The 23,379-nt window shown below is 70.1% G+C and carries 22 protein-coding genes; 8 read left to right on the top strand and 14 right to left on the bottom strand.

The genetic code is table 11. The features are described 5' to 3' along the window. Positions 1 to 7 precede the first annotated feature (7 nt). Positions 8 to 1,666 (top strand): AMP-binding protein, encoded by a 1,659-nt coding sequence (locus tag ACIRSS_RS16975; RefSeq protein ID WP_400895680.1) that lies wholly within the window; start codon positions 8 to 10, stop codon positions 1,664 to 1,666. A gap of 15 nt (positions 1,667 to 1,681) precedes the next feature. Here ACIRSS_RS16975 and ACIRSS_RS16970 read toward each other — a convergent pair whose 3' ends face one another. Both ACIRSS_RS16970 and ACIRSS_RS16965 read right to left on the bottom strand, forming a co-directional pair. After that, the gene (locus ACIRSS_RS16970; protein WP_400895677.1) at positions 1,682 to 2,650 is read right to left on the bottom strand and encodes a R2-like ligand-binding oxidase; all 969 of its coding nucleotides are present in this window, start codon (positions 2,648 to 2,650) and stop codon (positions 1,682 to 1,684) included. After that, complete coding sequence (locus ACIRSS_RS16965) at positions 2,647 to 3,246, bottom strand: TetR/AcrR family transcriptional regulator (RefSeq protein WP_400895675.1); 600 nt, start codon at positions 3,244 to 3,246, stop codon at positions 2,647 to 2,649. The genes ACIRSS_RS16970 and ACIRSS_RS16965 overlap by 4 nt, the downstream gene beginning before the upstream one ends. 95 nt (positions 3,247 to 3,341) lie before the next feature. Here ACIRSS_RS16965 and ACIRSS_RS16960 point away from each other — a divergent pair, with 95 nt between their 5' ends. After that, entirely contained in the window at positions 3,342 to 3,959 is a 618-nt protein-coding gene (locus ACIRSS_RS16960) for an HAD family hydrolase (RefSeq protein ID WP_400895672.1), read from the top strand. On the opposite strand, the gene ACIRSS_RS16955 is transcribed toward ACIRSS_RS16960, so the two are convergent. Beyond that, a complete protein-coding gene (locus ACIRSS_RS16955) occupies positions 3,956 to 4,192 on the bottom strand; it encodes a hypothetical protein (protein ID WP_400895669.1) in 237 nt (78 codons plus the stop codon). The two genes, ACIRSS_RS16960 and ACIRSS_RS16955, sit on opposite strands and share 4 nt — an antisense overlap. A 132-nt stretch (positions 4,193 to 4,324) precedes the next feature. Between ACIRSS_RS16955 and ACIRSS_RS16950 the strand changes: the two genes are divergently transcribed. Then, positions 4,325 to 4,711 carry a cold-shock protein gene (locus ACIRSS_RS16950; RefSeq protein ID WP_013230216.1) on the top strand — a complete coding sequence of 129 codons (387 nt, stop codon included), beginning with the start codon at positions 4,325 to 4,327 and terminating at the stop codon, positions 4,709 to 4,711. A gap of 10 nt (positions 4,712 to 4,721) precedes the next feature. On the opposite strand, the gene ACIRSS_RS16945 is transcribed toward ACIRSS_RS16950, so the two are convergent. From ACIRSS_RS16945 to ACIRSS_RS16935, 3 genes are read right to left on the bottom strand one after another with little or no spacing between them, the layout of a single operon-like run. Then, the gene (locus ACIRSS_RS16945; protein ID WP_400895666.1) at positions 4,722 to 5,198 is read right to left on the bottom strand and encodes a DUF2771 family protein; all 477 of its coding nucleotides are present in this window, start codon (positions 5,196 to 5,198) and stop codon (positions 4,722 to 4,724) included. Between the two features lie 11 nt (positions 5,199 to 5,209). Then, complete coding sequence (locus ACIRSS_RS16940) at positions 5,210 to 7,087, bottom strand: MFS transporter (RefSeq protein ID WP_400895664.1); 1,878 nt, start codon at positions 7,085 to 7,087, stop codon at positions 5,210 to 5,212. Positions 7,088 to 7,136: 49 nt separating this feature from the next. Beyond that, complete coding sequence (locus tag ACIRSS_RS16935; protein ID WP_400895661.1) at positions 7,137 to 7,904, bottom strand: glutaminyl-peptide cyclotransferase; 768 nt, start codon at positions 7,902 to 7,904, stop codon at positions 7,137 to 7,139. A 51-nt stretch (positions 7,905 to 7,955) separates the two neighbouring features. On the opposite strand from ACIRSS_RS16935, the gene ACIRSS_RS16930 reads away from it, so the two are divergent. Beyond that, positions 7,956 to 10,196 carry a DUF3027 domain-containing protein gene (locus tag ACIRSS_RS16930; RefSeq protein ID WP_400895658.1) on the top strand — a complete coding sequence of 747 codons (2,241 nt, stop codon included), beginning with the start codon at positions 7,956 to 7,958 and terminating at the stop codon, positions 10,194 to 10,196. Next, positions 10,135 to 12,996: a sacsin N-terminal ATP-binding-like domain-containing protein gene (locus ACIRSS_RS16925; protein WP_400897510.1), complete on the top strand. Its 2,862-nt coding sequence runs from the start codon at positions 10,135 to 10,137 to the stop codon at positions 12,994 to 12,996. The genes ACIRSS_RS16930 and ACIRSS_RS16925 overlap by 62 nt, the downstream gene beginning before the upstream one ends. On the opposite strand, the gene ACIRSS_RS16920 is transcribed toward ACIRSS_RS16925, so the two are convergent. Then, complete coding sequence (locus tag ACIRSS_RS16920) at positions 12,993 to 13,220, bottom strand: DUF2530 domain-containing protein (protein ID WP_400897508.1); 228 nt, start codon at positions 13,218 to 13,220, stop codon at positions 12,993 to 12,995. The genes ACIRSS_RS16925 and ACIRSS_RS16920 overlap by 4 nt on opposite strands. 83 nt (positions 13,221 to 13,303) lie before the next feature. Here ACIRSS_RS16920 and ACIRSS_RS16915 point away from each other — a divergent pair, with 83 nt between their 5' ends. Next, positions 13,304 to 14,773 (top strand): NCS2 family permease, encoded by a 1,470-nt coding sequence (locus ACIRSS_RS16915; RefSeq protein ID WP_400895655.1) that lies wholly within the window; start codon positions 13,304 to 13,306, stop codon positions 14,771 to 14,773. Here the strand turns inward: ACIRSS_RS16915 and ACIRSS_RS16910 are convergent, their stop codons facing one another. After that, positions 14,774 to 15,367, bottom strand: a complete 594-nt coding sequence (locus ACIRSS_RS16910) for a hypothetical protein (RefSeq protein WP_400895653.1) — start codon at positions 15,365 to 15,367, stop codon at positions 14,774 to 14,776. It abuts the gene before it with no gap. A 100-nt stretch (positions 15,368 to 15,467) separates the two neighbouring features. On the opposite strand from ACIRSS_RS16910, the gene ACIRSS_RS16905 reads away from it, so the two are divergent. Then, positions 15,468 to 15,899, top strand: a complete 432-nt coding sequence (locus tag ACIRSS_RS16905; protein WP_125307987.1) for a MarR family winged helix-turn-helix transcriptional regulator — start codon at positions 15,468 to 15,470, stop codon at positions 15,897 to 15,899. Positions 15,900 to 16,012: 113 nt separating this feature from the next. Further along, entirely contained in the window at positions 16,013 to 17,269 is a 1,257-nt protein-coding gene (locus ACIRSS_RS16900; protein WP_400895650.1) for an MFS transporter, read from the top strand. A gap of 164 nt (positions 17,270 to 17,433) precedes the next feature. Here ACIRSS_RS16900 and ACIRSS_RS16895 read toward each other — a convergent pair whose 3' ends face one another. The 6 genes from ACIRSS_RS16895 to ACIRSS_RS16870 all read right to left on the bottom strand — a co-directional run bounded on the left by ACIRSS_RS16895 (position 17,434) and on the right by ACIRSS_RS16870 (position 23,252). Next, entirely contained in the window at positions 17,434 to 18,450 is a 1,017-nt protein-coding gene (locus ACIRSS_RS16895) for a hypothetical protein (protein WP_400895647.1), read from the bottom strand. A gap of 232 nt (positions 18,451 to 18,682) precedes the next feature. Then, positions 18,683 to 19,489, bottom strand: a complete 807-nt coding sequence (locus ACIRSS_RS16890) for an arylamine N-acetyltransferase (RefSeq protein ID WP_400897506.1) — start codon at positions 19,487 to 19,489, stop codon at positions 18,683 to 18,685. A 103-nt stretch (positions 19,490 to 19,592) separates the two neighbouring features. Then, positions 19,593 to 20,216, bottom strand: a complete 624-nt coding sequence (locus ACIRSS_RS16885; protein ID WP_003088226.1) for a superoxide dismutase — start codon at positions 20,214 to 20,216, stop codon at positions 19,593 to 19,595. A gap of 189 nt (positions 20,217 to 20,405) precedes the next feature. Beyond that, positions 20,406 to 21,065: a heme oxygenase (biliverdin-producing) gene (locus ACIRSS_RS16880; RefSeq protein WP_400895644.1), complete on the bottom strand. Its 660-nt coding sequence runs from the start codon at positions 21,063 to 21,065 to the stop codon at positions 20,406 to 20,408. Between the two features lie 74 nt (positions 21,066 to 21,139). After that, on the bottom strand, positions 21,140 to 21,736 hold the full coding sequence (locus ACIRSS_RS16875; RefSeq protein ID WP_400895642.1) for a TetR/AcrR family transcriptional regulator: 597 nt from the start codon (positions 21,734 to 21,736) through the stop codon (positions 21,140 to 21,142). A gap of 16 nt (positions 21,737 to 21,752) precedes the next feature. Further along, on the bottom strand, positions 21,753 to 23,252 hold the full coding sequence (locus tag ACIRSS_RS16870; protein WP_400895639.1) for a glutamate--cysteine ligase: 1,500 nt from the start codon (positions 23,250 to 23,252) through the stop codon (positions 21,753 to 21,755). Positions 23,253 to 23,379 lie beyond the last annotated feature (127 nt).

The raw sequence follows: 23,379 nt of genomic DNA, 5'->3' as shown, positions 1-23,379 counted from the left end.
AGGCACCATGCCTGACGCGCCCGCCCTGCCGAGCTATGCCTCGGGAATCTCCGAGGTCCCGCTGCTCGGCGACACCATCGGGGACAACTTCGACCGGACCGTGGCCGCGTTCGGGGAGCGGGACGCCCTCGTCGACCGGACCGCCGGCCGCCGGTGGACCTACCGGGAGCTCGCCGCCGAGGTGAACGCCCTCGCCCTGGGCCTGGTCGCGCGGGGCATCGGCAAGGGCGACCGGGTCGGGATCTGGTCGCCGAACCGGGCCGAATGGACCTTCCTGCAGTACGCGACGGCCAAGATCGGCGCGATCCTGGTCAACATCAACCCCGCCTACCGGTCGCACGAGCTCGAGTACGTGCTCAACCAGGCCGGCGTCCGGCTGCTGGTCGCCTCCGACAAGTTCAAGACGTCCGACTACCCGGCGATGGTCGACGAAGTACGTGAGAAGTGCGCCGCGCTCGAGCACGTCGTCATCCTCGGCGGCGAGAGCTGGCAAGCGCTGATGGACGCGGGCTGGCAGGGCGACCCGGCGGCGCTCGTCGAAAAGCAGGCCGCCCTCTCGGCCGACGACCCGATCAACATCCAGTACACCTCCGGGACCACCGGCTTCCCCAAGGGCGCCACGCTGTCCCACCACAACATCCTGAACAACGGCTACTTCGTCGGCGAGCTCTGCAACTACACCGAGTTCGACAAGGTCTGCATCCCGGTGCCCTTCTACCACTGCTTCGGCATGGTGATGGGCAACCTCGCGTGCACCAGCCACGGCTCGTGCATGGTCATCCCGGCGCCCGCGTTCGATCCGAAAGCGACGCTCGAAGCGGTCTCGGCCGAGCAGTGCACGTCGCTCTACGGCGTGCCGACGATGTTCATCGCCGAGCTGAACCACCCGGACTTCGCGAGCTTCGACCTGTCGTCGCTGCGCACCGGCATCATGGCGGGCTCGCCGTGCCCGGTCGAGGTGATGAAGCAGGTCATCGACCGGATGGGCATGGGCGAGGTGTCGATCTGCTACGGCATGACCGAGACGTCGCCGGTGTCGACGCAGACCCGCGCGGACGACTCGATCGAGCGCCGCGTCTCGACGGTCGGGCGGGTCGGGCCGCACCTGGAGGTCAAGGTCGTCGACCCGGAAACCGGCCTGACGGTGCCGCGCGGCGAGCCGGGCGAGCTGTGCACGCGCGGGTACTCGGTGATGCTCGGGTACTGGGAGCAGCCGGACAAAACGGCGGAAGCGATCGACAGGGCGCGCTGGATGCACACGGGCGACCTGGCGATCATGGACGGTGACGGCTACCTCAACATCACCGGCCGCATCAAGGACATGGTCATCCGCGGCGGCGAAAACCTGTACCCGCGCGAGATCGAGGAGTTCCTCTACACGCACCCGGACATCCTCGACGCGCAGGTCATCGGCGTCCCGGACGAGAAGTACGGCGAAGAGCTGATGGCGTGGATCCGCATGCGCGAAGGCGCGGAGCCGTTGACGGCGGAGAAGGTGCGCGAGTTCTGCGAAGGCAAGCTGGCGCGCTACAAGGTCCCGCGGTACGTCCACGTCGTCGAGGAGTTCCCGATGACGGTGACGGGCAAGGTCCGCAAGGTCGAGATGCGCGAGAAATCGATCAGCCTCCTGGGCTTGGAGGAAGCAGCCGCGACGAAACACGCCTGACGCGGCTGCTGTCCGTCAGCCGGCCGCCGCAGCCGCTTCGGCGATCGCCTTCGCGTCCTCTTCGCCGAACGTCTCCTCCAGCTGCTCCGGCGAGTAGTCGATGTCGATCTGCTCGACCGGCATCCCGCGCGCCGACTCGATCGCGCCCAGGCGGCGCTGGGCGCGGTCCGCCGCGTACTGGATGATCTCCTCCGGGTCGTTGTCGAAGGGGACCTCCTCGAACTGGTCCTGGACCCACTGGATCATGTTCAGCGCGTGCGGAAGCAGTTCACCCATCCGCTGCTGGACCGCGTCCCACAGCGAGTCGTCCGCGGCGACGTGGCGGCGGCACGTGAACGTGCCCCACGCCATGTGGCGGCGCTCGTCGTCGCCGATGCGGCGGACCAGTTCCTGCATGCCCGGCAGGATGTCGTTCTGCGTGCAGATCAGCTGCCACGAGTAGTAGCCCGTCAGCGCGAGGCTGCCCTCGATCACGTGGTTGTACGTCACGCTCGCGCGGATCTGGTTGAGCGGGCTGGGATCGTCCTCCAGCGCCCGCAGCGACTGCGGTAGTTCTTCGTAGAAGAGCTTGCGGTAGTGCGGGTTCTCCCCGACGTACGGGTGGAGGTCCTCGGTCAGCCCGACGGCGTCCATCCAGCGCCGGAACACTTCCGTGTGCTTGGCCTCCTCGAAGCAGAACTGCGTCAGGTACATCTCGTCGCCGAAGCGGCCGGTCGCCGACATCGCCCGCATGAACGGCTGGATGTCCTCGGTGACGGCCTCTTCGCCGGCGATGAACTGGGCGACGAGGTAGGTCGTCGAACGCTTCTGCTCGTCGTTGAGCGTGTCCCAGCCTTCGCGTTCGCGGCTGAAGTCGATGTCCGCCGGGTTCCAGAACTTCTTGTTGCCCTTGACGAACAGGCGCAGCGGGAACGAGTCCCAGTTCAGCCCGCCCTTGCGCAGCGAGGAGAAGCCGGTCCGCAGCTCGGACAGCGTGTCGGTCATCGTGTCACTCCATTGTGGACGAATTGGCGGATGGTGGGTGCCAGCACCGCGGTGACGGCGTCGGCCGCCTCCGTCGCCGAGTGCGTCGGGAGCACGAGGTGCGACAGGGAAAGCCGCACGGCGGTCTCCGCGAGCAGGGCGGCGGCTTCGGCCGACAAGCCCGGTTCGAGTTCCCGGTACTGCTCGGCGGCGAGGTCCGCGGCCGCGGTGAGGATCGGCTCGCCCCGGCTCGTGAGCAGCGGCAGCAGGTCCTCGCCCGCTTCGGTCCCGAGCGCCGCCGCGACCAGGCGGTTCTCCCGCGCGTGCTCGATCGTGTAGACGACGGCGTGGTGGATGCCCGCGAGCAGCCCGTCCGCCGTTTCGAACCGCTGGCGGATCCCGTCGAGGAACTCCGCCGCGGTCCGCAGCGCCACCGCCTGGGTCAGCGCCGCCTTGTTGCCGAACTCGTTGTAGACGGTCTGCCTGCTCACCCCGGCCTTGGCCGCGACGTCGGCCATCCGCAGGCCCGCGTGGCCGCGGTCCGGCAGCAGGTCGGCGGCGGCGTCGAGGAGCGCTTCCCGCAGGGACGCCTTCGTCCGGTCAGTGAAGCTGGTCACACCCTCACCTTGACACAGATCGCTCCGCTGTCAAGACGATGTACATGATCGGTTGACGTGTAAAACTGTCGGTGGTGGCGGCTACCGTGTGGGTTGTGGGCATCACGGTGGGGTTCGACCTCGACATGACACTGATCGACGCGCGGCCGGGCATGGCCGCGGCGATGAACGCGCTCGGCGCCGAATCCGGCCTGCCGCTGGACGGCGAGGCGTTCGCGGCCAACCTCGGCCCGCCGCTCGACGACATCCTGCGCGGCTTCGAAGCGCCCGAGGAACGCATCCCGGGGCTCGTCGACCGATTCCGCGCGATGTACCCCGAAGTGGTCGTGCCGAGCACGGTCGCGTTGCCGGGCGCGGTCGAGTCGCTCCGGGCGGTGCGGGCCGCGGGCGGCCGCACGCTGGTCGTCACCGGCAAGTACGGGCCCAACGCGCAGCTGCACGTGGACGCGCTCGGCTTGGACGTCGACGAAGTCGTCGGCGAGCTGTGGTCGACGCGGAAGGCCGAGGCGCTCCTGGCGCACGACGCGCGCGTGTATGTCGGAGATCACGCGGGTGACATCCGCGGCGCGCTGGCCGCCGGCGCGATCGCGGTCGGCGTCACCACCGGGCCGTGCGACCGCACGCTCCTGCTGAGCGAAGGAGCGGAGGTGGTGTTCGACTCGCTGACGGAGTTCCCGGAGTGGTTCGAGAAGACGTTCGCGACCGTCCCTTAGTTCTTGGCGCGCGCCTCGCGGACCAGCGCGATCAAGCCCAGCAGGAGGCCCAGCGGCGTGACGACACCGGCGGCGACCGACAGCCAGATCGGCAGGTTCTCCAGGCCGGCGGCGAACATGATGAAGACCGTCAGCACGGCCAGCATGCCGAGACCGAAAAGCCCGATGCCGATGCGCATCAGGAACGGTTTGCCGGGAGCGGCCACGCCGGCCTCCTTCGTCGTGCTCTTCATGACGCAAGAGGGTATCCGCCGGTATCGACTTCTCCCCAGGGCATGTGGCGAGATACCCTTTACCCAGCGCGCCCTGGGTACGCCCCCGGGCGCGTTCGTCGTGAGCGGGACACAGAAGGACTGGTGAGGGAAGTGCCGACCGGCAAGGTCAAGTGGTACGACGCGGAGAAGGGGTTCGGGTTCGTCACGCAGGACGGTGGCGCCGACGTCTACATCCGCAAGGCCGCGCTGCCGCAGGGCGTCGAGGGGCTCAAAGCCGGGCAGCGGCTGGAGTTCGGCGTCGCCGACGGCCGCCGCGGTCCGCAAGCGCTCTCCGTCCGGCTGCTCGACCCGCCGCCGTCCGTCGCCGAGGCGCGCCGGCGCCCGGCCGAGGAACTGCACGGCCTGATCGAGGACATGATCAAGCTGCTGGAGCTGAAGGTGCAGCCGGACCTGCGGCGCAACCGCTACCCGGACCGCAAGCACACCAAGCAGATCGCCGAGATCATGCGCGCGGTCGCCCGCGACATCGATCCCTAAAGAGCGATCGCTACGCCTCCAGCCGCAGACCCCAGACGTCGCTGGGCAGTAGCCCGGACTCGCCGGTGCTCGAGTTGAGCACGGCCGTGTACTTCTGCACGTCCACCGCCGAAATGCGGTCGGCGGGCGTCGGCGGCGTCACGGTGTAGGCGTAGCGGTCCAGCGACGTGAACGGGATCGGGTCGCTCTGCTTGAACTCGCCCTGCGGGGTGACGTACTCGTAGACGATCTGCCACGGCGCCTCGGCGACCTCGCCGGGCACGGAGATCTGCACGGGCTTGCCCGGGCGGACCTTCAGCGTGCGCGTGTCGCCCTTGGCGCTGCACGGTTGCGCGAGCTGCTGCGAGTAGTCGCAGGTGAGCACCGGCGTGGTGTTGATCGTGTGGCCGTCTGCGTAGAAGGTGACCTCGGCCGGGCCGGGCGCCGAGCAGCCGGCCACCGCGAACCCACCGGCCGCAAGCAGGGCCACCACCCGGGAACGTCGCATGGTTCCGGAGCCTACCGGCGGGGCGCGGAGTCCCTGGGCAGGCCCTGGGCCGGGAAGCTGCCGGTCGGCGCGGGACGCAGCGGCCGGTCGCCGCCGAGCCCCGGCACGAGCGAGCCGCCGCGGCGCACCAGGTACGTCTGCGCACACCCGACGGCCAGCACGATCGTGATCACCAGGAAGCCGATCCAGTACGTCGGCGGCAGCAGCAGGCCGACCGCGCCGCCGAGGCACCAGGCCAGCTGCAGCACGGTTTCCGAGCGGCCGAACGCCGACGCGCGCGACTCCTCGGGCAGGTCCTCCTGGATCACGGCGTCGAGGCTGATCTTGGCCAGCGCGCTGGCCGTCGCGCCGACCAGGCCGACGATCGCGGCCGTGGCCAGGCCGGGCAGGATCGTCGCGACCAGCGCGGCGAGCACGCAGCCCGCCACGCACCCGACGATCACCTGGTCCGGGCTGCCGAAGTGCAGGCGCGAGCCCAGCGCGTTGCCGAGGAACCCGCCGGCGCCGGCCGCGGCGCCGATCACGCCGAGCAGCAGCAGCTGCATGAACGGCGTCTGCCCGCTGCCCTCGGTCTGGGCCTTCACCGCGAACGCGGCGAACATCATGAGGAAGCCGGTGAGGACGCGCACCGAGCCGTTGCCCCACAGCGCGACGACGATGTGGCGCCCCATCGGCTGCCGTCGTTTCTTCTCGGTCGGGTGCGCCGACAGCGACGTCGGGACCTCGCCCTCGGTCGCCTCGACCCAGGCCGGGATCCGCATCGACTGCACGGCCGCGGCGACGCAGATCAGCGCGGTGAACCAGAGCGCGCCCGCCGAGCCGGAGATCGCGTTGACGCCGCTGGCCACCGCGCCGAACACACCCGCGGCGACCAGGCCGAACGTCGTCAGCCGGGCGTTCGTCTTGGACAGCGTGATCTCGGACGGCAGCACCCGGGGCGTCACCGCGGCCTTGAGCACGGTGAACGACTTGGAGAGCACCATCATCCCGAGTGCCGCCGGGTAGAGCAGCCAGTCGTCGAAGTGCAGCGCCATCACGACGGCCATCAGCCCCTGGCCGACCGACGACGCGCACATCGCCAGCCGCCGGCCGCGCTGCACCCGGTCGAGCGCGGGCCCGATCACCGGTGCGACCAGCGCGAACGGCGCGATCGTGATGAGCAGGTAGAGCGCGACCTTGCCCTTGCTCTCGCCGCTGGTCGCGGCGAAGAAGAGGGTGTTGGCCAGCGCAATCGCCATCGCCGCGTCGCTGGCGTAGTTCAGCATCACGGCGTAGGTCAGCGAGGTCAGGCCGGACTTCTCGGCGCCGTCGGCCTTCGTCGCGCGCTGGAAGGCGCCGACGGCCTGGCCGGTCAGCTGCCGGCTGCGCATCGCCGCGACCCGCGTGACGGTGATCTTCTTCGGTAGCTTCGGCGTGCCGCCGGGCGTCCGCGGTTCCTCGCGCGGCGCCGGGGGTTCCGGCTCCGGCGGCCGCGGCTCGCCCGCGTAGCCGCCGGTGTCGTAGTGCTCGTACTCACCGCTGCCGGGCCGGCGCTCGCCCTGGTAGAAGCCGGGCGGCTCACGGCGGACAGGTTCGGTGCGGTTCGGGTCGTGCGGCGGGTACGGCCGGGCGCCCCGCGGCGGCGGTGGCGGTGGGGGCCGGTACCCGGTCGGCGCGGCGGCGGTCGGAGCTTCGTTCGCGTCGTAGTAGGGGGCCCGCGGCGGGGCGGGCCGCTCCACGCGGGTGGGCGGCGGCGCGCTGCGGTGCTCGACGCGGGTGGGCTGCGGGGCGACGGCCTCGCGCCACGGCTTGGCCTGCCCGGCGCCCGGCTCCGGCGTCCAGCGTCGCTTCGACTTCCGGCCGCGCGGCTGCGAGCCGGAGCCGTCGGAGCGGGAGCCGAAGAGTGCCACGTCTCAATCCTGCCTTACCGGGGGTCGGTTCCGCCTGCTCATCCGTGCTTTAGGCGTTCTTCGGGACGAACCTCACCCGGAACGTGACCGGCCACTGCTTCCCGGTGAGCAGATATTCGTCGGTGCCGGGAACGGCCGCTATGCCGTTGAGCACGTCCTCGCTGTCGGTCGCGTTCACCTGGGCGCGCAGCCGGCCGGCGTCGATCGTCCCGGTGACGTGCCCGGTGGCGGCGTCGATCCGCAGGACGGTGTCGGTGTGCCAAACGTTTGCGTAGACGTCGTCGCCGACGCATTCGAGCTCGTTGAGCTGGTCTTGCCCGACGTCCACGCTGCCGGTGACGGCGAAGGTCTTCGGGTCGCGGAAGGTCAGCCGGGACGAGCCGTTGCTCATGACGAGCCGTCCGTCGGCCTGGTGGCAGAGGCCCCAGCCCTCGCCTTCGTAGCTGACCCGCCGCAGCTCGGCGAGGGTTTTGGCGTCGCGTTCGATGGCGACGCCGTCCTGCCAGGTGAGCTGCCAGAGCGTCGGCCCGAGGACGGTGACGCCCTCGCCGAAGAGCGGCGCGGGGAGGGAGGCCTTCGTGGTGGGCGGTCCGCCGGCCGGGCCCGCGGTGAGCGTCGACTGCCCGGCGAGGCCGGTGCTCTCGTAAAGGACGTCGCCGGCGAACTCGAGGCCTTCTGTGAAGGCGGCGGGGTCGTGCGGCAAGGTCGAGACGACCTGGACGGTGAGCTGTTCGGGGGCGGTTTCCTGGCCGGGGGCGCCGGCGCAGCCGCCGAGCGCGGCGGCCGCCAGCAGGGTGGTGACGATCGGCGTGCGCACGATGAACAGCCTGGCACGGCCGCCGGGGAGGCGTGCGGCACAATTGGCCGCATGACGCTGCTGCTGACCCTCGACGACGGTTCCGTGCAGCGCAAGCTCGCCGATGCGGTGGAGTTCGCGCGCGCGGCGGTGCTCGAAGAAACGCCCGAGGAGCAGATCGGCACCCACGTGGGTGTCTCGCGTGAGGACGCGGTCACGGCGAGTCACCTGTTCGAGGCCCAGGTCCCGGGCTACCGCGGCTGGCGCTGGTCGGTGACGGTCGCCCTGGCGGGCGACGACGAGCCGGTGACGGTCAGCGAGGTCGTCCTGGTGCCGGGCCCGTCGGCGCTGATCGCCCCGCCGTGGGTGCCGTGGGAGCGCCGCGTCCGCGCGGGCGACCTGGGCGTCGGCGACATCTTCCCGACGGACGAGAACGACCCCCGCCTGGCCCCGGCGTACCTGCAGTCGGACGACCCGGCGGTGGAGGAAGTAGCGCGCGACGCGGGTCTGGGGCGCGTCCACGTGTTGTCCCGTTTCGGCCGCACGGAGGCGGCCTCCCGCTGGCACGGAGGCGAGTTCGGCCCGCGGTCCGACATGGCGCGCAGCGCGCCGGACGTGTGCGGGACGTGCGGGTTCTTCGTGCCGCTGGCGGGTTCGTTGCGCGGGGTGTTCGGGGTGTGCAGCAACGACATCTCCCCAGCGGACGGCCACGTGGTGGACGTGGAGTACGGCTGTGGGGCGCACTCGGAGGTCGAGGTCGAGGTGACGTCCTCGGTCCCGGTGGCCGAGCTGGTTTACGACGATTCGCTGTTGGACTTCACGCCGGTGCCGTCGGAGGTGACGGAGTCGGCGGCGGTGGCCGAGCCGGAGACGGCGATCGCGGAGGCGGACGTGTCGCCGGCGGAGGTGGAGCCGGAGGTAGCGGCCGAGCAGACGGCGGTTGTTGCTGAGCCAGTCGCGGCCGAGCCGGACGCGGAGCGCGCTGAGGCGGCTGGTGAGCCGGTTGAGTCCAACGCGACGCAGGCAGAAGCGGCAGCAGCAGTCGCCGAGCCGGCTCCGGCGCAGGCCGACGAGACTGGCGCGCTCAGTGAGCCGCAGGCGGTCGAGGCCGAGGAATCGGCGCAGGTGGAAGCGCCTGTTGCTGCCGATGCCGAGGTAGGCGAGTCGGCGCAGAGCGATGTGGCTGAGGTGGCCGCTGTCGCGGCGGCAACGGATTCCGAGCAGGCCGACGTGGCAACTCCCGCGGCTGCCGAGCCGCTCGCGGCGTCGACCGATGCAGTCGCCGAGCCGGCTGAGTCCGAGGTGGCGCAGACAGGAGCGGCGGGTGTCGTCGCCGAGCCGGCTCCGGCGCAGGCCGAAGAGGCTGGCGTGGTCGCCGAGCCGCAGGCCGATGTCGAGCCGACCGAGTCCGACGTGGCGCAGACGGAAGCGGTGGCAGGAGTCGCCGAGCCCGCTCCCACGCAGGTCGAAGAGGCTGGCGCGGTTGGTGAGCCGCAGGCGGAGGAGTCGGCGCAGGTGGAAGCGCCTGCCGATGCCGGGGTAGGCGAGTCGGCGCAGAGCGATGCGGCCGAGGTGGCTGCTCCCGCGGCTGTGGCGGATTCCGAGCAGGCCGAAGCGGCAACCGCCGCGACTGCCGAGCCGATTGCTGCGCAGAGCGATGCTGTAGCCGAGCCGCAAGCCGCAGAGACGGAACCCGAGCACGCTGGGGCCGAGGCTGTTGTCGAGCCGCAGGCCGCGGTGGCGGAGCCCGAGGCTGAGCACACTGCCGCCGCCGATGCGGGCGCCGAGCCGCATGCAGCCGAGGCTGCTGCGCCGGTGGAGGCCGAGCCGGTTCAGGCTGATGCGGGTGGCCAGTCGGCTCCGGTCGAGGCTGATGTTCCTGAGCCGGCCGAGGCGGAGCCCACTCAGGCCGAGGTGACCGATGCGGTTGTTGAGCCGACCCCGGCTGAGGTGACTGAGCCCGAGGCCGGCGAGGATTCGGTGAGTGAACCGGCTGCGGTGGCGGGCGAGTCGGCTGAGGTCGATGCACCGGAGGTCGGTCAGTCGGCGGGCGATGTTGCCGAGGTGACCGAGTCGGAGGTTGGTGGGTCGGCGCCGGTGCAGAGCAAAGCGGGTGAGCCCGCTCAGGCTCAGGCGACCGAGACCGCGCCGGTTGATGAGCTGCCTGCTGCTGCTCTCACCGACTCCGTTGTCACCGAGGCCGGTGACTCGGCCGCCCCTGAGACTGGCGAGACCGAGCCTGCGCCGGCTGATGAAGCTCAGGCCCGTATCGACACCACCGGTGAAGCCGCTCGTGAGCAGCGGGATCTCTGACGCCGCCGGGGCCGATCCCTTCGGCACCGCGCGGCTCCGGGACTCCACCCTGCGCGCCTGGCGGGACTCGCCCACTCGGCTGATCGAGGACACCAACGTCGAACGGGACCTGCGCGTCGGGGCCTATCGGGACCGGCTCTTCGTCGAGCTTGCCCAGAATGCCGCCGATGCCGCCATGGCTCAGGGGACGCCCGGGAGGATCCGGGTGTCTCTTGTGGACCGGGAGCTTCGGTTCGCCAACACCGGTGCGCCCCTTGATGCGAGGGGCGTTGCCTCTCTTGCCTCGCTGCGGGCCTCCGGGAAGACCGGCGATACCGTTGGACGCTTCGGGGTCGGTTTTGCCGCCGTTCGGACCGTTTCCGACGCTCCCAGTGTGGTCTCGACCAGCGGTGGTGTCCTCTTCTCCGCCGAGAAGACTCGTGCTGCGGCCGGGATCCAAGGGGATGTTCCCGTTCTCAGGCTGCCCTGGCCGGTAGAGGCCACAGTTCCCGAAGGGTTCGACACCGAAGTTCGTCTGCCGCTCAGGGATGACGTTGACGGGCAAGCCCTTCTCGACCAGCTTGCCGACGACATCGGGGATCTTCTCCTCGCCCTGCCTTGGCTCGCCGAAGCCGATGTGGACGGTCGCGTTTGGACTCGTCGCAGCCACGACGATGTTGTCGAGATTCGGGGGCCGGGCAAGGAAACCCGGTGGCTGACTCATCGGGGCGATGTCGTGTGGGCCGTTCCGGTTGACGAACACGGCCTTCCGCAGCCCCTCGAAGAAGACGTTCTGCACGCACCCACCCCGACCGATGACGGGCTCTCGCTGCCCGCCCGGCTTCTCGCGACCGTGCCCGTCGAACCCTCGCGACGGCGGGCCCTTCCGGGGGCTGGACTGACAGCCGCGCTCAAGAAGGCCGCTGCCGAGTACGTCCAGCTGGTGCGGATGCTGCCGGCGGAGCAACGGTTCGCGCTTGTGCCCACGCCTGGGTTTCCGAAGTCCACTGTGGACGCACAGCTGCGCGACGAAGTCATCGCCAGTCTCAGCGCCGAACCGTGGCTGTCCACTCAGGACGGTCGGGACGTCGCCGGAAGGCAGGCGAAAGTCCTCGACGTCGATGTCGAAGGACTGCCCGAGCTGATCGCCGACGTCGTTCCGGGACTGCTCAAGGGCGCCGCGCCCGCCAGTGTGCTGAAAGCCGTTTCCGTGCAAGTCGTGAGCGTTGAAGAAGTGCTGGAAACGCTTACCGGCACCTCCCGGGAACCGAGCTGGTGGCACGACGTCTACGCGGCGCTCGCCCGGGTCGTCGAATCCCACGCTCTCGCGAGTGAACGGCTGGACGGCCTGCCCGTCCCGTTGTCCGACGGCCGGACGCTGCCTGGGGCGCGTGGGTGCCTGCTCGTCGAGGGATCAGCTGAGCTGCTCGAGCTGCTGTCCGATGTGGACATTCCGGGGCTGCGACTGGTGCACCCCGCCGCGTCGCATCCGCTGCTGGAACGGCTGGGCGCCAAGCATGCCGACGCCCGGGAGCTGCTCAACGCCGACCAGCTGCGCGACGCCGTCGAGCGCAGTGTCGAAGACGTCCGGTCCGGATTGGACGGTACGACGCTCGCCGGTGCCGTCCTGCGGCTGGTCGCCGACTGCGGGGACGACGCCCCACGCTGGGTCGGCGCGCTCGCGCTGCCCGCCACCGACACCTGGCGACGCGCCGACGAGCTCGTGCTTCCGAATTCGCCGCTGCTGGACGTCTTCGACGAAGAAGTCTTCGACGAGGATGGCGCGCTCGACGTTCTCGACGAGGACTTCGCCGAAGACTGGCCGGCCGGCACGCTCAAGGCCGCCGGGGTGCTCGACTCGTTCGCGCTCGTCGTCGACGACGAGCCGCGCGAACCCGATCACGACCTGCCCGACGAAGAAGCCTGGTGGGACTCGCTGCCGGAACCGCCGTCGACGCTCGTCGCCGTCCGGGATCTCGATCTCGTCGGTGACGACGCCTGGCCGGCCGCGCTCCGGCTGCTCGCCGCTCGGCCCGAGACCTGGCACGCCCTGCGCACGCCGAACGGGCACGCGCGCTGGTGGATCGCGCAGTACGCCGTGCTCGGCGGGCTCGCGCCGAACGAATGGCGCTTGCCGGACGCCGATCTGGCCGGGCTCTACGACGAGGTTCCCGACCTGGGGCTGAGCACCGATCTCCTCGAAACCGCCGGGGTGCGGACCGGGCTGACCCTGTCCACTGTGGACGAGGCGCAGGACGTGCTGCACCGGCTCGCCGACCCGGAACGGCGGATCACTCCGGGGCTCGCGGCGCGTGCGTACGACGCGGTCGTCGAGTCCGGGTTCGAGGTCCACGAACCGGGCGGCCTGCGGGCAGCGGACGGCTCGGTCGTCGGGGGCGCGCTGATCCTCGACGTCCCGTGGGTGGCCGGCGCGCTGGAACCGCACGAGTACGTGGTCGCGCCCGCCGACCCCGACCGGCTGTCGTATCTGCTCGACGAGCCCCTCGCCAGCTCGGAAGAAGCCGAGGTCATCAGCGAAGGCGAGTACGCGCCCTGGGCCGACCTGCCCGCGCTCAAGCTCGTCGCCGACCAGCTCGGCGTCCGGCTGCCCGAGGGTGGTGTCCTGGTGCACGACCCGCTCACCGTGCGGATCCAGGGCGCCGAACACGACGTCCAGTGGTGGTCCGACGGCCGGCTGCACGCGGCCGACACCTCCGAGGGCCTCGCCCGCGCGTTCGCCTGGGCGGCCGACCGCTGGCCCGACCGGCACCTCATCACGGCGCTGCTCGACGACCCCTCGCCGAGGACCCTGCTGAGCTAGACCCGCTGGGCCGACTTCGAGCCCCGGCGGGCGGCGGCGCGCTGCCAGCCGATGATCGCCAGGCCGACGAACCCGAGCACGAACCCGGACAGCGCCGTCTGCACCCACAGCCCCGAAGTCGTGAAGAAGAGCACCACCAGCGCGACAGCCCAGATCGAGGTGCCTACGATCACCACCGGCGTCAGGTCGGTCAGCTTCTTGGGCAGCTCCGGCGTGTGCCGCAACGAGCCCGTAACCTCCGGTGGATTGATCGGTTCACTCACGTGGTGAAGGGTACTCCGCAGCAGCGACAGAATGGGCAGGCCAAATGGCGGAGCAGGAGACGACCCGCGCCGGGACGTCCACACTGGACCGGTTCTTCAAGATCACCGAACGGGGCTCGACCGTCCCGCGCGAACTGCGCGGCGGCTTGGTCACCTTCGTCACGATGGCCTACATCGTGGTGCTGAACCCGCTGATCATCGGCAGCTTCTCGGCCGACGACGCGGGCGCGCACAAGGACCTCCTCGGCGGCATCCTGCCCGTACCGCAGGTCGCGGCGGTGACGGCGCTCGTCGCCGGCGTGATGACCATCCTCATGGGCCTGGTCGCGAACTACCCGTTCGCCATCGCGACCGGCCTCGGCATCAACAGCCTGGTCGCGGTCACCATCGCCCCGCAGATGACCTGGCCCGAGGCGATGGGCCTGGTCGTCATCGAGGGCGTGATCATCGTCCTGCTGGTGCTGACCGGGTTCCGCACCGCGGTGTTCCGGGCCGTGCCGGCCGCGCTGAAGTCCGCGATCGCCGTCGGCATCGGCGTGTTCATCTGCCTGATCGGCCTGGTCGACGCCGGGTTCGTGCGCCGGCTGCCGGACGCCGCGCACACGACCGTCCCGGTCGGCCTGGGCATCAACGGCTCCATCGCCTCCTGGCCGACCGCGGTGTTCGTCGTCGGCCTGCTGGTCACCGGCATCCTGGTCGCGCGCAAGGTCAAGGGCGCGATCCTGATCGGCGTGCTGTCCTCGACCGTGCTGGCCATCGTCGTCGAGGCGATCGTCAAGGCCGGGCCGTCGCAGGGCACGAACCCGAAGGGCTGGAACCTCGGCTACCCGGCGCTGCCGGACCAGGTCGTCGGCCTGCCGAACCTGTCGCTGGTCGGCGACGTCTCGTTCGGCGCCTGGACGCGGCTGCCGATCATCACCGTCTGCCTGCTGGTCTTCACGCTGGTCCTGGCCGACTTCTTCGACGCGATGGGCACCATGACCGGCCTCGCGAAGGAGGCCGACCTGCTGCCGAAGGACGGCCAGCTGCCCAACGTCGGCAAGGCGCTGTTCGTCGAGGGCCTCGCGGGCGCGGCGGGCGGGTTCGGCTCGGCCAGCTCGAACACGGTGTTCGTCGAGTCGGCGGCCGGCATCGCCGAGGGCGCGCGGACGGGCCTCGCGAACATCGTCACCGGCGTGCTGTTCATCGCCGCGATGTTCCTGACGCCGCTCTACCAGGTCGTGCCGGTCGAAGCGGCCGCGCCGGCGCTGGTCGTGGTCGGCGCGATGCTGATGGCGCAGGTCCGCGACATCGACTTCACCGACTACTCGATCGCGCTGCCCGCGTTCCTGACCATCGTCGTCATGCCGTTCACCTACTCGATCGCCAACGGCATCGGCGCCGGCTTCGTCAGCTACGTCGTCATCCGCGCGGCCACCGGCAAGGCCCGCCAGGTGCACCCGCTGATGTGGGTGATCGCGGTGGCGTTCGTCGCGTACTTCGCGGTCGGGCCGATCCAGGCGGCGTTCAAGTGATCAGCCCGCGTCGCTGACCTCGAGGGCGCGGTCCAAGACGGACCGGTTCGCGGCGAAGTCCGCCGCGGGCGCGTCGAAGCCGATGGTGACCATGGTGTCGCCGATGCCCACGGCGACCAGGCTCACCTGCCGCGCGACCCCGGCGCGGTCGTAGGTGTAGTCCCACTCGGCGGCGTCGCAGCTGCCGACCTGGGCGTGCTCGGCGACCGACGTGAGGTGGTAGCCGGACTCGTGGTGGGTGGAGTGCTCGAGGGCGCGCAGGCCGCTCAGCGGATCCTCCTGGGTGAGGGGGATCCGGTTGGTTTCCAGCACCAGCCGGCCGGTCGGATCGGTGCGGGTGGCGCGCTCGTCCACGTTCGCCACCGCCCAGTCCGGGACCGGGATCTCGAAGTTCCAGCCGCGGCCGTCGGCGGCGTCCGGTGACCGGTAGACCTGCAGGTGGCCGACCTGCGTGCTCGGCGGTGCCGTGACGCTCTCGGTGGCGGGGGCCGGGGCCGGCGGCGGGGTCGCGCCCCCGGAGGGCAGGACCTGGATCACCACGATCCCGAGCACGACCGCGCCGACCACGGCCGAGCCCACCAGCTTCTTGTTCATCGAACCCCCAGGTTTCTCCGAGAGGAGGACGCCTGGCGGGCGCGGGGGTTGCGGTGGAGATCACCCGTTCGCCTGAAGTTTCGTAAGGTATGCTAACTATATGTCCGGCGACACGCACGAGCGCTCCTTGGCGAGCCGTCTGCGTCTCGCGGTGGTCCGGCTCAACCGCCGGCTGCGGGCACAGCGCGTCGGGGACGACCTCACGCTGACTCAGGTCGCCGCGCTGTCCACCTTGCACAAGTGCGGTGCGCTGACCCCGGGTCAGCTCGCCGCGAAGGAAGGCGTCCAGCCGCCCTCGATGACGAGGGTGATCGCCGCGCTCGAGGAGATGCGTTTCGTCGAGCGGCGCCCCCACCCGACCGATGGCAGGCAAGCCATCGTCGAGCTGTCCGAGAGCGGGCTGGCCTACGTTCGCAAGGCCATCTCCGTGCGGGAGGCGTGGCTGGACCGGCAATTGGCGGAACTCGGCGACGAAGAGCGTGAAGTGCTCTCCAAAGCCGCCGAAATCATAGACAGGATGGCGGGGAACTAACCACGGTGACGGCCACGGGTAGCGAAACGAAGCGTTCGATCCAGACCACTGCTACCCGGGAAACGGCTTCACCGCCGTCCGCTTCACCACCGTCTCCGGCCAAGCGCGGCAGCATGTTCGCCTCGCTGCGGGTCCGCAACTACCGGCTGTTCTTCACCGGCCAGGTCATCTCGAACATCGGCACCTGGATGCAGCGCATCGCCCAGGACTGGCTGGTGTTCACCCTCAGCGGCAACAACCCGATCGCCCTCGGCATCGCCGTCGCGCTGCAGTTCGCGCCCACGTTGTTCCTTTCGCTCTGGGCCGGCGTTCTCGCCGACCGCGTCGACAAGCGGCGGCTGCTCACCTGGATCCAGGCGGCGGCGTGTTCGCAGGCCGTGGTGCTCGGCGTCCTCGACATCACCGGGCTCGTGGCGCTGTGGCAGGTCTACGTCCTGTGCTTCACGCTCGGCATCACGGCGTCGCTCGAAGTGCCGACGCGGCAGTCGTTCGTCGCCGAAATGGTCGGCCGGGACCAGATCGCGAACGCCGTCGCGCTGAACTCGTCGATCTTCAACATGGCGCGGATCGTCGGGCCGGCGATCGCCGGGTTCGCGATCACGTGGATCGGCACCGGCTGGCTGTTCATCGCGAACGCGCTGAGCACGGTCGCGGTGATCGCCGGGCTAGTCCTGATGAACCCGGACAAGCTCTTCCGCGTCGCGGCGGTGCCGCGCGAGAAGGGCCAGCTCGCCGAGGGCCTGCGCTACGTCCGGCGGCGCTCGGACCTGATGACGGTGATGGTGCTGGTGCTGTTCGTCAGCACGTTCGGCATCACGTACTTCAGCTCCCTCCCGATCGTCGCGGCGAACGTCTTCCACACGGCGGCCGACGGCTACGGCTTGCTGTCGACCCTGGTCGCGGTCGGCACGTTCACCGGCGCGATCATGTCGGCCCGCCGCGGCACGAAGGGCCGGCCGCGGGTGCGGCTGATGCTCGTGTCCGCGTTCTTCCTCGGCGTGTTCGAGCTGATCACGGCGTTCATGCCGACGTACCTGACGTTCGGCCTCGGCCTGATCCCCCTCGGCTTCGCCACGATGACGTTCCTCAACACGGCGAACGCGCTGGTGCAGACGTCGGTCAGCCCCGAGATGCGCGGCCGCGTGATGGGGCTGTACGTGCTGGTGCTCATCGGCGGCAACCCGATCGGCGGCCCGATGGTGGGGTGGATGGCTCAGGAGTTCGGCGGGCGGTCTCCCTTCTACATCGGTGGGGCGGTTTCGGCGTTGGCCGCGGTGGTTTGCGCGATCGTGCTGATCCGGCGGGGTGGGGTTTCCTGGCCGGTTCAGCGGGGGTTCGGGCTTCGGGTGCTGAAGCGGGCGAAGGTCTAGACGAGTAATGCGTACGTCTGGGTGGTGATGACCATCCGGCCGGCTTCTGCCGCTCGCACCCCGGCCGGGCTACCCGTCGCCTGGGCGCCGGCCGATCCGAAGATCGACGAGCGGCAGGTGCGCATGGCGATCTGCGACCACTGACCGAGTTGCGCATTACTCGCCTAGCGGCCCAGTAGCGGGGGGACCACCTTCTCGGCCAGCTCGCGGATCCCCGGCATCGTCCGGTCGAGGTCGAACATCTTGACGACGAGGGTTTGGGCGGAGCCGTTGACGAGCTGGACTTCGATGACCCCACCTTGTTCGCTGACGTCCGCGGGCCGGCCCGCGAAGCTGTCGGCGAAAACCTGCGTCGGGCTGCTGGGGTTGTACGCGAGCGTGACCTCGGCTCCGTCGGCTTTGCGCCCGCAGGCTGACGGCCAGTCGGGTTGGACCTGGTCGAGGGGGAGGCCGAGCCCCCGGGCCAGCTGGGTGCAGAGCTGCCGCACGATCAGCGGGTAGGCGGCATCGGCGATGCCGGTGCCGGTGATCGGGCTCAGCTCGGGTGGGTGTGCCTGCTCTTCCGGGCTCGGCAGGGATGGTCCCGGCGTGGTGATCGCGCCGACCATCGCGGTGCCGAGTTCCTCCGCCATCCCCCGGAAGTCGTGCTCCGCGCGGACGCCCAGCTGGTTCGCGACCCGGAGCTGGAGCTCGGGGGCGGCCCACTGTTCGCCGGTGTCGGCGAGCCGGACGGTCAGCACGGCGTCGGTGGCGGGGGCGGTGGGGCTCTTCGTCATCGTCCCCTGGTGCGCGGCCACGGTGACCGCGACCGGTTCGACGCCGTCCATCGGCAGCCGGTCGTAGGTGCTCGCGGTGACCTCCAGCTCCTCGGTGACCACGTGGCAGTCGTCGCCCGACACCTCGCGCAGGACCGGGCCGCCCAGCACCTTGCGCCAGGTGTCCGCCGGAACGGCGTTGCAGAGCACCTGGCCCCGCGTGCCGAACGGCAGAGCCGCGGCCATCTCCCCGGTCGGCATCGGGACCGGGCGGATCGCCTCGCCGTGCGCCGACGGCCACACGGCAGGCAGTGCCCTCGGTGCTTCCGCCGGCGAGTCGTGGGACGACCACCAGGCCAGTCCGCCCACCAGCATGAAGACCGCCGTCAACGACACCGCGATCAGCACGGTGCGGTCCTTCTTCATCCCCCTCATGTTCACGGCGTAACCGTATCGGCACGCACCGACAAAAAAGGGCGGTTCAGAACACCGCTGTCACTCGAACGAGTGAGATCCGGGTCTCCTCATGAGACCCCTTGCCCGAAGTTATGAGGTTAGGCTAACCTCATACATGTCCGCTTCGTGGTGGGAGCGGCAGTCAGTTCGGGAACGGACGGAGCCCCGGCCCTGGGAACCCCAGGCCGGGGCTTCGTTCACTTCACGGCAGTGTCGGGCTGAGTGCGCCGCTCGTCAAGGGACTCTCACCCGGTGGCGTGGGCAGCCGGTTCAGCGTCAGGCCGAAGTAGACCCGGTACGCCGTCCGGATCGCCGCTTCGGAAGCCAGGACGACCTCGTGCCGGACGCCGTCGACCGTCTCGATCAGCCGGTCTCCCGAGAGCGTCACGCGGCCCTGGGACGTCGGGCGGGAACACGTCAACGACTTCGTGAAGTGCGACGACGGCGAAGTCGCCTGCCACCAAGCCATCGGGACGAAGTCCGACAGCGGCCGCGGACGGCGTTCCAGGCGGTACTGCGGCTTGCCGTCCTGCAGGACGTCGACGTCGCCGTGGGACGCGTCCAGCAGCAGGAACTCGCCGTCCGGATCGGACTGCGCGTCCACGCCGGACAGTCGCAGCGGGTGCCGGGAGAAGCGGCCGAACCCGACGTCGACCAGCCACTCTTCCTCGTCCAGCGAAACGACGATCGCCGCGTGGTCCAGGGGCGGGCCCAGCGTGCCGTCCGGGCGGAACACCTGAGCCGCGTGCAGTGCCGCGTCGTACCCCAACGAGCGCAGCAGCGCCGCGAAGAGCCCGTTCAGCTCGTAGCAGAACCCGCCCCGGCGGCGGCGGACGATCTTGCCGAACAGCGCCTCTTCTGTCAGCTCGATCGGCTCCCCCAGGTGGACGCTCAGGTTTTCGAACGGCACCGCGGCCAGGTGGCGTTCCTGCAGGTGGCGCAGCGTCGCGAGGTCGGGTGTCGCCGGCCACGCGACGCCGAGGCGGTCCAGATACGCGTCGACGTCCATGGCGAACACTCAAACACCTCGACCGCGCTCGAGGTCAAGTCATTTCACCCGCCGACGAAAAACGGGGCCCTCCCCGAAGGGAAGGCCCCGTTTGCCGTAGGACTCAGCCCAGCAGCAGGCCGTTGCCGCCGGCGACGGCGTTGTCGAACCGCTTGGAGATCTCGGCCCAGTTGAAGATGTTCCACAGAGCCTTGACGTAGTCCGGCTTCACGTTCTTGTAGTCCAGGTAGAACGCGTGCTCCCAGACGTCGACCAGCAGGATCGGCACGGTCGGCAGGATCAGGTTGTTGTGGTGGTCGCGCAGCTGCTGGGTGATCAGCGTCTTGCCGATCGGGTCCCAGGAGAGCGCGCCCCAGCCGTTGCCCTGGATCGTGGTCGAGACGGCGGTGAACTGCGCCTTGAACTTGTCGAAGGAGCCGAACGCCTCGTCGATCGCCGCGGCCAGCTCGCCGGTCGGCTTGTCGCCGCCTTCCGGCGACAGGATCTTCCACCACACGACGTGGTTGGCGTGGCCGGCCAGGTTGAAGGCCAGCGTGGTCTCCAGGCCGACGATCGAGCCGAAGTCGTTCGCTTCGCGGGCGGCTTCGAGCTTGTCGAGCGTGTCGTTCGCGCCCTTGACGTAGGTCGCGTGGTGCTTGCTGTGGTGCAGCTCGTTGATCTCGCCGGAGATGTGGGGCGCGAGGGCGCCGTAGTCGTAGTCGAGATCGGGCAGCTCGTAGCGGGCCATTGGCCCTCCTTCTGTCTTCGACACAAGTTTCCGGTACCGAACCTAGTAGCACACCGCCCTCCGCGGCGAGCGGGGGCGCGTGGCCGTCACTGCGTGGGACGGCGGCTCCGTAGGTGGCGTACCCGAGGGTCCGCCGCCCGAAACCGAGCCTGCTACCTGGACTTAACTGGAGGTCAACGAGCTGTGAGATCACGCACGGAAGTCGTCCAGGCGTGAAGCCAGCTCGTCGAACACGGCGACGTTGCACTCGAACGCCACCAGTGTCTCGTCGATCACGCGGGCGCGGTCGGCCTCGTCCCACGGCGCGTTGTCCAGCTTCGCGCGGTACTGGTCCCGGAAACGCGGGGCGCTGCCGATCCCGTCGAAGTGGTAGAAGAGAGTGCCCGCCTCGGCGACGTCGTACTGGCGCTCCAGCAGCCGCCGGATGGCCTGGCCGCCGGCGATGTCGCCCAGGTAGCGCGTGTAGTGGTGGGCGACGTACCCGCCCGCCCACGAAGACGCTTCCTCGATCCGCGAGACGTAAGCCCGGGTGGACGCGAGCGGCGAGATCGTCGAGCGCCAGTCCGGGCCGACCAGGTGGGCCAGGTCGCGCTCCAGGTTCGGCAGCCGGCGCAGCTCGTCGAAGACGAACTCGCCCCCGACCGGGTCGCCGGCCATGCGATCGCTCGCCGCCTCGATGGCGCCGTAGACGAAGTAGTACTGGATCGCCAGCCGGGTGTAGCCCTCCTGGGTCAGCTCACCGCCGAGCAGGGCGCGCATGTACGTCGAGTAGTTCGCCTTCTCGTGCACCTCGAGCGTCGACGCGCGCAGGGTCGCCGAGAACGGGCGAGCGTCCGTGGTCACCGACATGGGGCAGGCCTCCCGGCGATCGATCTGACACGCTGTCAGAAAGATCGTAGGGCATTTTTCCGGGTTAGGCCACCCTAAATCGAAGCCCCGACCGCGCGCAGCACGAACCGGACGGCGGCTTCGACGACGTCTTCCAGCTGCTCAGGGGGCCCGTCGACGAGCGCCCGGTTGCCCAGCGCGGCGGTGATCATCGGGATCAGGACGTCCGGGTCCTCGGCGGGCCAGCGCCCGAGGTCGACGCCGCCGGCCAGGATCGCGCGCAGCCGGTCGGTGATCGGGTCGGCGTGCGCGCTGATCCGGCGGTAGGCCGCGGGGGCCAGCGCCGACGCGAGCGCCGTGCCCGGTGGCATGTGGAACTCGGCCAGCACGCGCAGCTGCAGCCGGACGAACGTCGCGAGCTGGTCGACCGGGTCGGCCTGCGCCTCGACGGCTTCGGTCAGCTTGGTGACGTACCGGGCCGCCTCGTCCTCGACGAACGCGACGAGCAGGCTTTCCTTGTCCGGGAAGTGGTTGTACAGCGCGGTCCGGCCCACCCCGGCCGCCGAGGCGACGCCGGCGAGCGTGATCGCGTCGAAGCCGCGTTCGTACAGCTGGGCGCGCAGGACTTCGAAGACGCGCGTGCGGACTTCGCGCCGGTGCGCCTCCAGCGACTCACCGAGAATCTTCGGCATCGACCCAGGCTAGCGGTCAATCGCTCAGCTGCCAGGTGTGCACCGGCTCGCCGGACTCCGACAGTTCCAGGTAGCGGCCCAGCATGCGGGTCAGCGCCGCTTCCCGGTCGAGCCCGCGTTCCTGCGCGCGCAGGACGTAGTCGCGCTGCCAGGTCGCCCCCGTCCGGCGGGCGAGGCAACGGCGCTCGATGATCCCGAGGTAGCGCTCGCGGGCTTCGTCGGAGACGTCGGAGCGGCGCAGGCCCTCGTGGGCAAGCGGGAGCAGCACGCGCAGCGCCAGCTCGTCCGGCGGGATCCAGCCGATGCCCGGCCAGTACAGCTGCGCTTCGAAGCCGCGGCGGGCGCCGGCGTAGAGGTTCTCTTCCGCCGCCTGGAAGGACATCTGGCTCCACACCGGGCGTTCCGCCTCGGCGAGCGCGCGCTGGGCGCCGTAGAAGAACGCCGCGTTCGCGACCGTGTCGACGACCGTCGGCCCGGCGGGCAGCACCCGGTTTTCGACGCGCAGGTGCGGCAGGCCGTCCACGACGTCGTACACCGGGCGGTTCCAGCGCCAGATCGTCCCGTTGTGCATGCGCAGCTCGGTCAGCTTCGGCGCCTGTCCGGCGTCGAGCGCCTCGATCGGGTCTTCGGCGTCGGTTTCCGGGAGCAGGCCGGGGAAGTAGCGGACGTTCTCCTCGAACAGGTCGAAGATCGACGTGATCCAGCGCTCGCCGAACCAGACGCGCGGCCGCACGCCCTGGTTCTTCAGCTCTTCGGGCCGGGTGTCGGTCGCCTGCAGGAACAGCGGGATGCGCGTTTCGTTCCAGAGCGCCTTGCCCAGCAGAAACGGCGAGTTCGTCGCGAGCGCGATCTGGGGCCCGGCCAGGCACTGCGCCGCGTTCCAGTGCGCCGCGAACTCCTCGGGCGCGACCTGCAGGTGCAGCTGGACGCTGGTGCAGGCGGCCTCGGGCAGGATCGACTCGGCGTAGCTGCGCAGGCGTTCGGGCTGCTGGCCCGGCAGTGCCGTGCCCTCCATCGCGAGCACCGTGCGTTCGCCGCGCGCGGCGAAGATCTGGTCGTTCAGCGTCGAGTAGCGGGCGTTGTTGGTGAGCCACTTCTGGTCGAAGTGCTCGTGCTTCAACGTCGGGAGGATGCCGATCATGGCCAGCTGCGAACCGGTGTCGCGCGCCTTCGACGCCGCCGTCGCGAGGTACGCGCGGAGGTCGTCTTCCAGTTGCAGGGCCGAATCGCCGGCCAGCGGCCGCGGCGGCACGTTCAGCTCGATGTTGTGCTGGCCCAGCTCGGTGGTGAACGACGGGTCGTCCAGTGCCTCCAGCACGGCGGTGTTCGTCATCGACGGGCGCAGCTCGCGGTCGACGAGGTTGAGCTCCACCTCGAGGCCGATGTTCTTGCGGGGGAACGAAAAGCTGCCGTCGGTGAGCATGCGGGCCAATGTGTCCAGGCAACGCTGCACCTTGCGGCGGTACCGTCCGCGGTCCAGCGTGTTGAACGGTTGAGCCGCGAGGTCCATCCCCATGACCATCCCTGCTTTGCGTCGGCGTGGAACTAGGACGTGTTTCAGGTCCTGGCGGACAACCGTTACACAGGCGATGCACCCGTGCTAGCGGCCAAACTGGTGCTCTCCGTCACGACGAGTTAACTGA

This window comes from Amycolatopsis sp. NPDC101161 (genome assembly GCF_044768185.1).
GTDB lineage: Bacteria > Actinomycetota > Actinomycetes > Mycobacteriales > Pseudonocardiaceae > Amycolatopsis.
Note: the sequence above shows the minus strand (reverse complement) of the source record. Positions and strands in the feature narration are given on the sequence as shown.

What these genes read in the sequence shown, in the direction of transcription:
- ACIRSS_RS16895 (WP_400895647.1), bottom strand. Translation starts at nt 18,450, where the DNA reads ATGAAGAAGGACCGCACCGTGCTGATCGCGGTGTCGTTGACGGCGGTC.
- ACIRSS_RS16900 (WP_400895650.1), top strand. Translation starts at nt 16,013, where the DNA reads ATGTTCGCCTCGCTGCGGGTCCGCAACTACCGGCTGTTCTTCACCGGC.
- ACIRSS_RS16875 (WP_400895642.1), bottom strand. Translation starts at nt 21,736, where the DNA reads ATGCCGAAGATTCTCGGTGAGTCGCTGGAGGCGCACCGGCGCGAAGTC.
- ACIRSS_RS16870 (WP_400895639.1), bottom strand. Translation starts at nt 23,252, where the DNA reads ATGGGGATGGACCTCGCGGCTCAACCGTTCAACACGCTGGACCGCGGA.
- ACIRSS_RS16910 (WP_400895653.1), bottom strand. Translation starts at nt 15,367, where the DNA reads ATGAACAAGAAGCTGGTGGGCTCGGCCGTGGTCGGCGCGGTCGTGCTC.
- ACIRSS_RS16880 (WP_400895644.1), bottom strand. Translation starts at nt 21,065, where the DNA reads ATGTCGGTGACCACGGACGCTCGCCCGTTCTCGGCGACCCTGCGCGCG.
- ACIRSS_RS16930 (WP_400895658.1), top strand. Translation starts at nt 7,956, where the DNA reads ATGACGCTGCTGCTGACCCTCGACGACGGTTCCGTGCAGCGCAAGCTC.
- ACIRSS_RS16925 (WP_400897510.1), top strand. Translation starts at nt 10,135, where the DNA reads ATGAAGCTCAGGCCCGTATCGACACCACCGGTGAAGCCGCTCGTGAGC.
- ACIRSS_RS16970 (WP_400895677.1), bottom strand. Translation starts at nt 2,650, where the DNA reads ATGACCGACACGCTGTCCGAGCTGCGGACCGGCTTCTCCTCGCTGCGC.
- ACIRSS_RS16975 (WP_400895680.1), top strand. Translation starts at nt 8, where the DNA reads ATGCCTGACGCGCCCGCCCTGCCGAGCTATGCCTCGGGAATCTCCGAG.
- ACIRSS_RS16905 (WP_125307987.1), top strand. Translation starts at nt 15,468, where the DNA reads ATGTCCGGCGACACGCACGAGCGCTCCTTGGCGAGCCGTCTGCGTCTC.
- ACIRSS_RS16885 (WP_003088226.1), bottom strand. Translation starts at nt 20,216, where the DNA reads ATGGCCCGCTACGAGCTGCCCGATCTCGACTACGACTACGGCGCCCTC.
- ACIRSS_RS16945 (WP_400895666.1), bottom strand. Translation starts at nt 5,198, where the DNA reads ATGCGACGTTCCCGGGTGGTGGCCCTGCTTGCGGCCGGTGGGTTCGCG.
- ACIRSS_RS16890 (WP_400897506.1), bottom strand. Translation starts at nt 19,489, where the DNA reads ATGGACGTCGACGCGTATCTGGACCGCCTCGGCGTCGCGTGGCCGGCG.
- ACIRSS_RS16915 (WP_400895655.1), top strand. Translation starts at nt 13,304, where the DNA reads ATGGCGGAGCAGGAGACGACCCGCGCCGGGACGTCCACACTGGACCGG.
- ACIRSS_RS16955 (WP_400895669.1), bottom strand. Translation starts at nt 4,192, where the DNA reads ATGAAGAGCACGACGAAGGAGGCCGGCGTGGCCGCTCCCGGCAAACCG.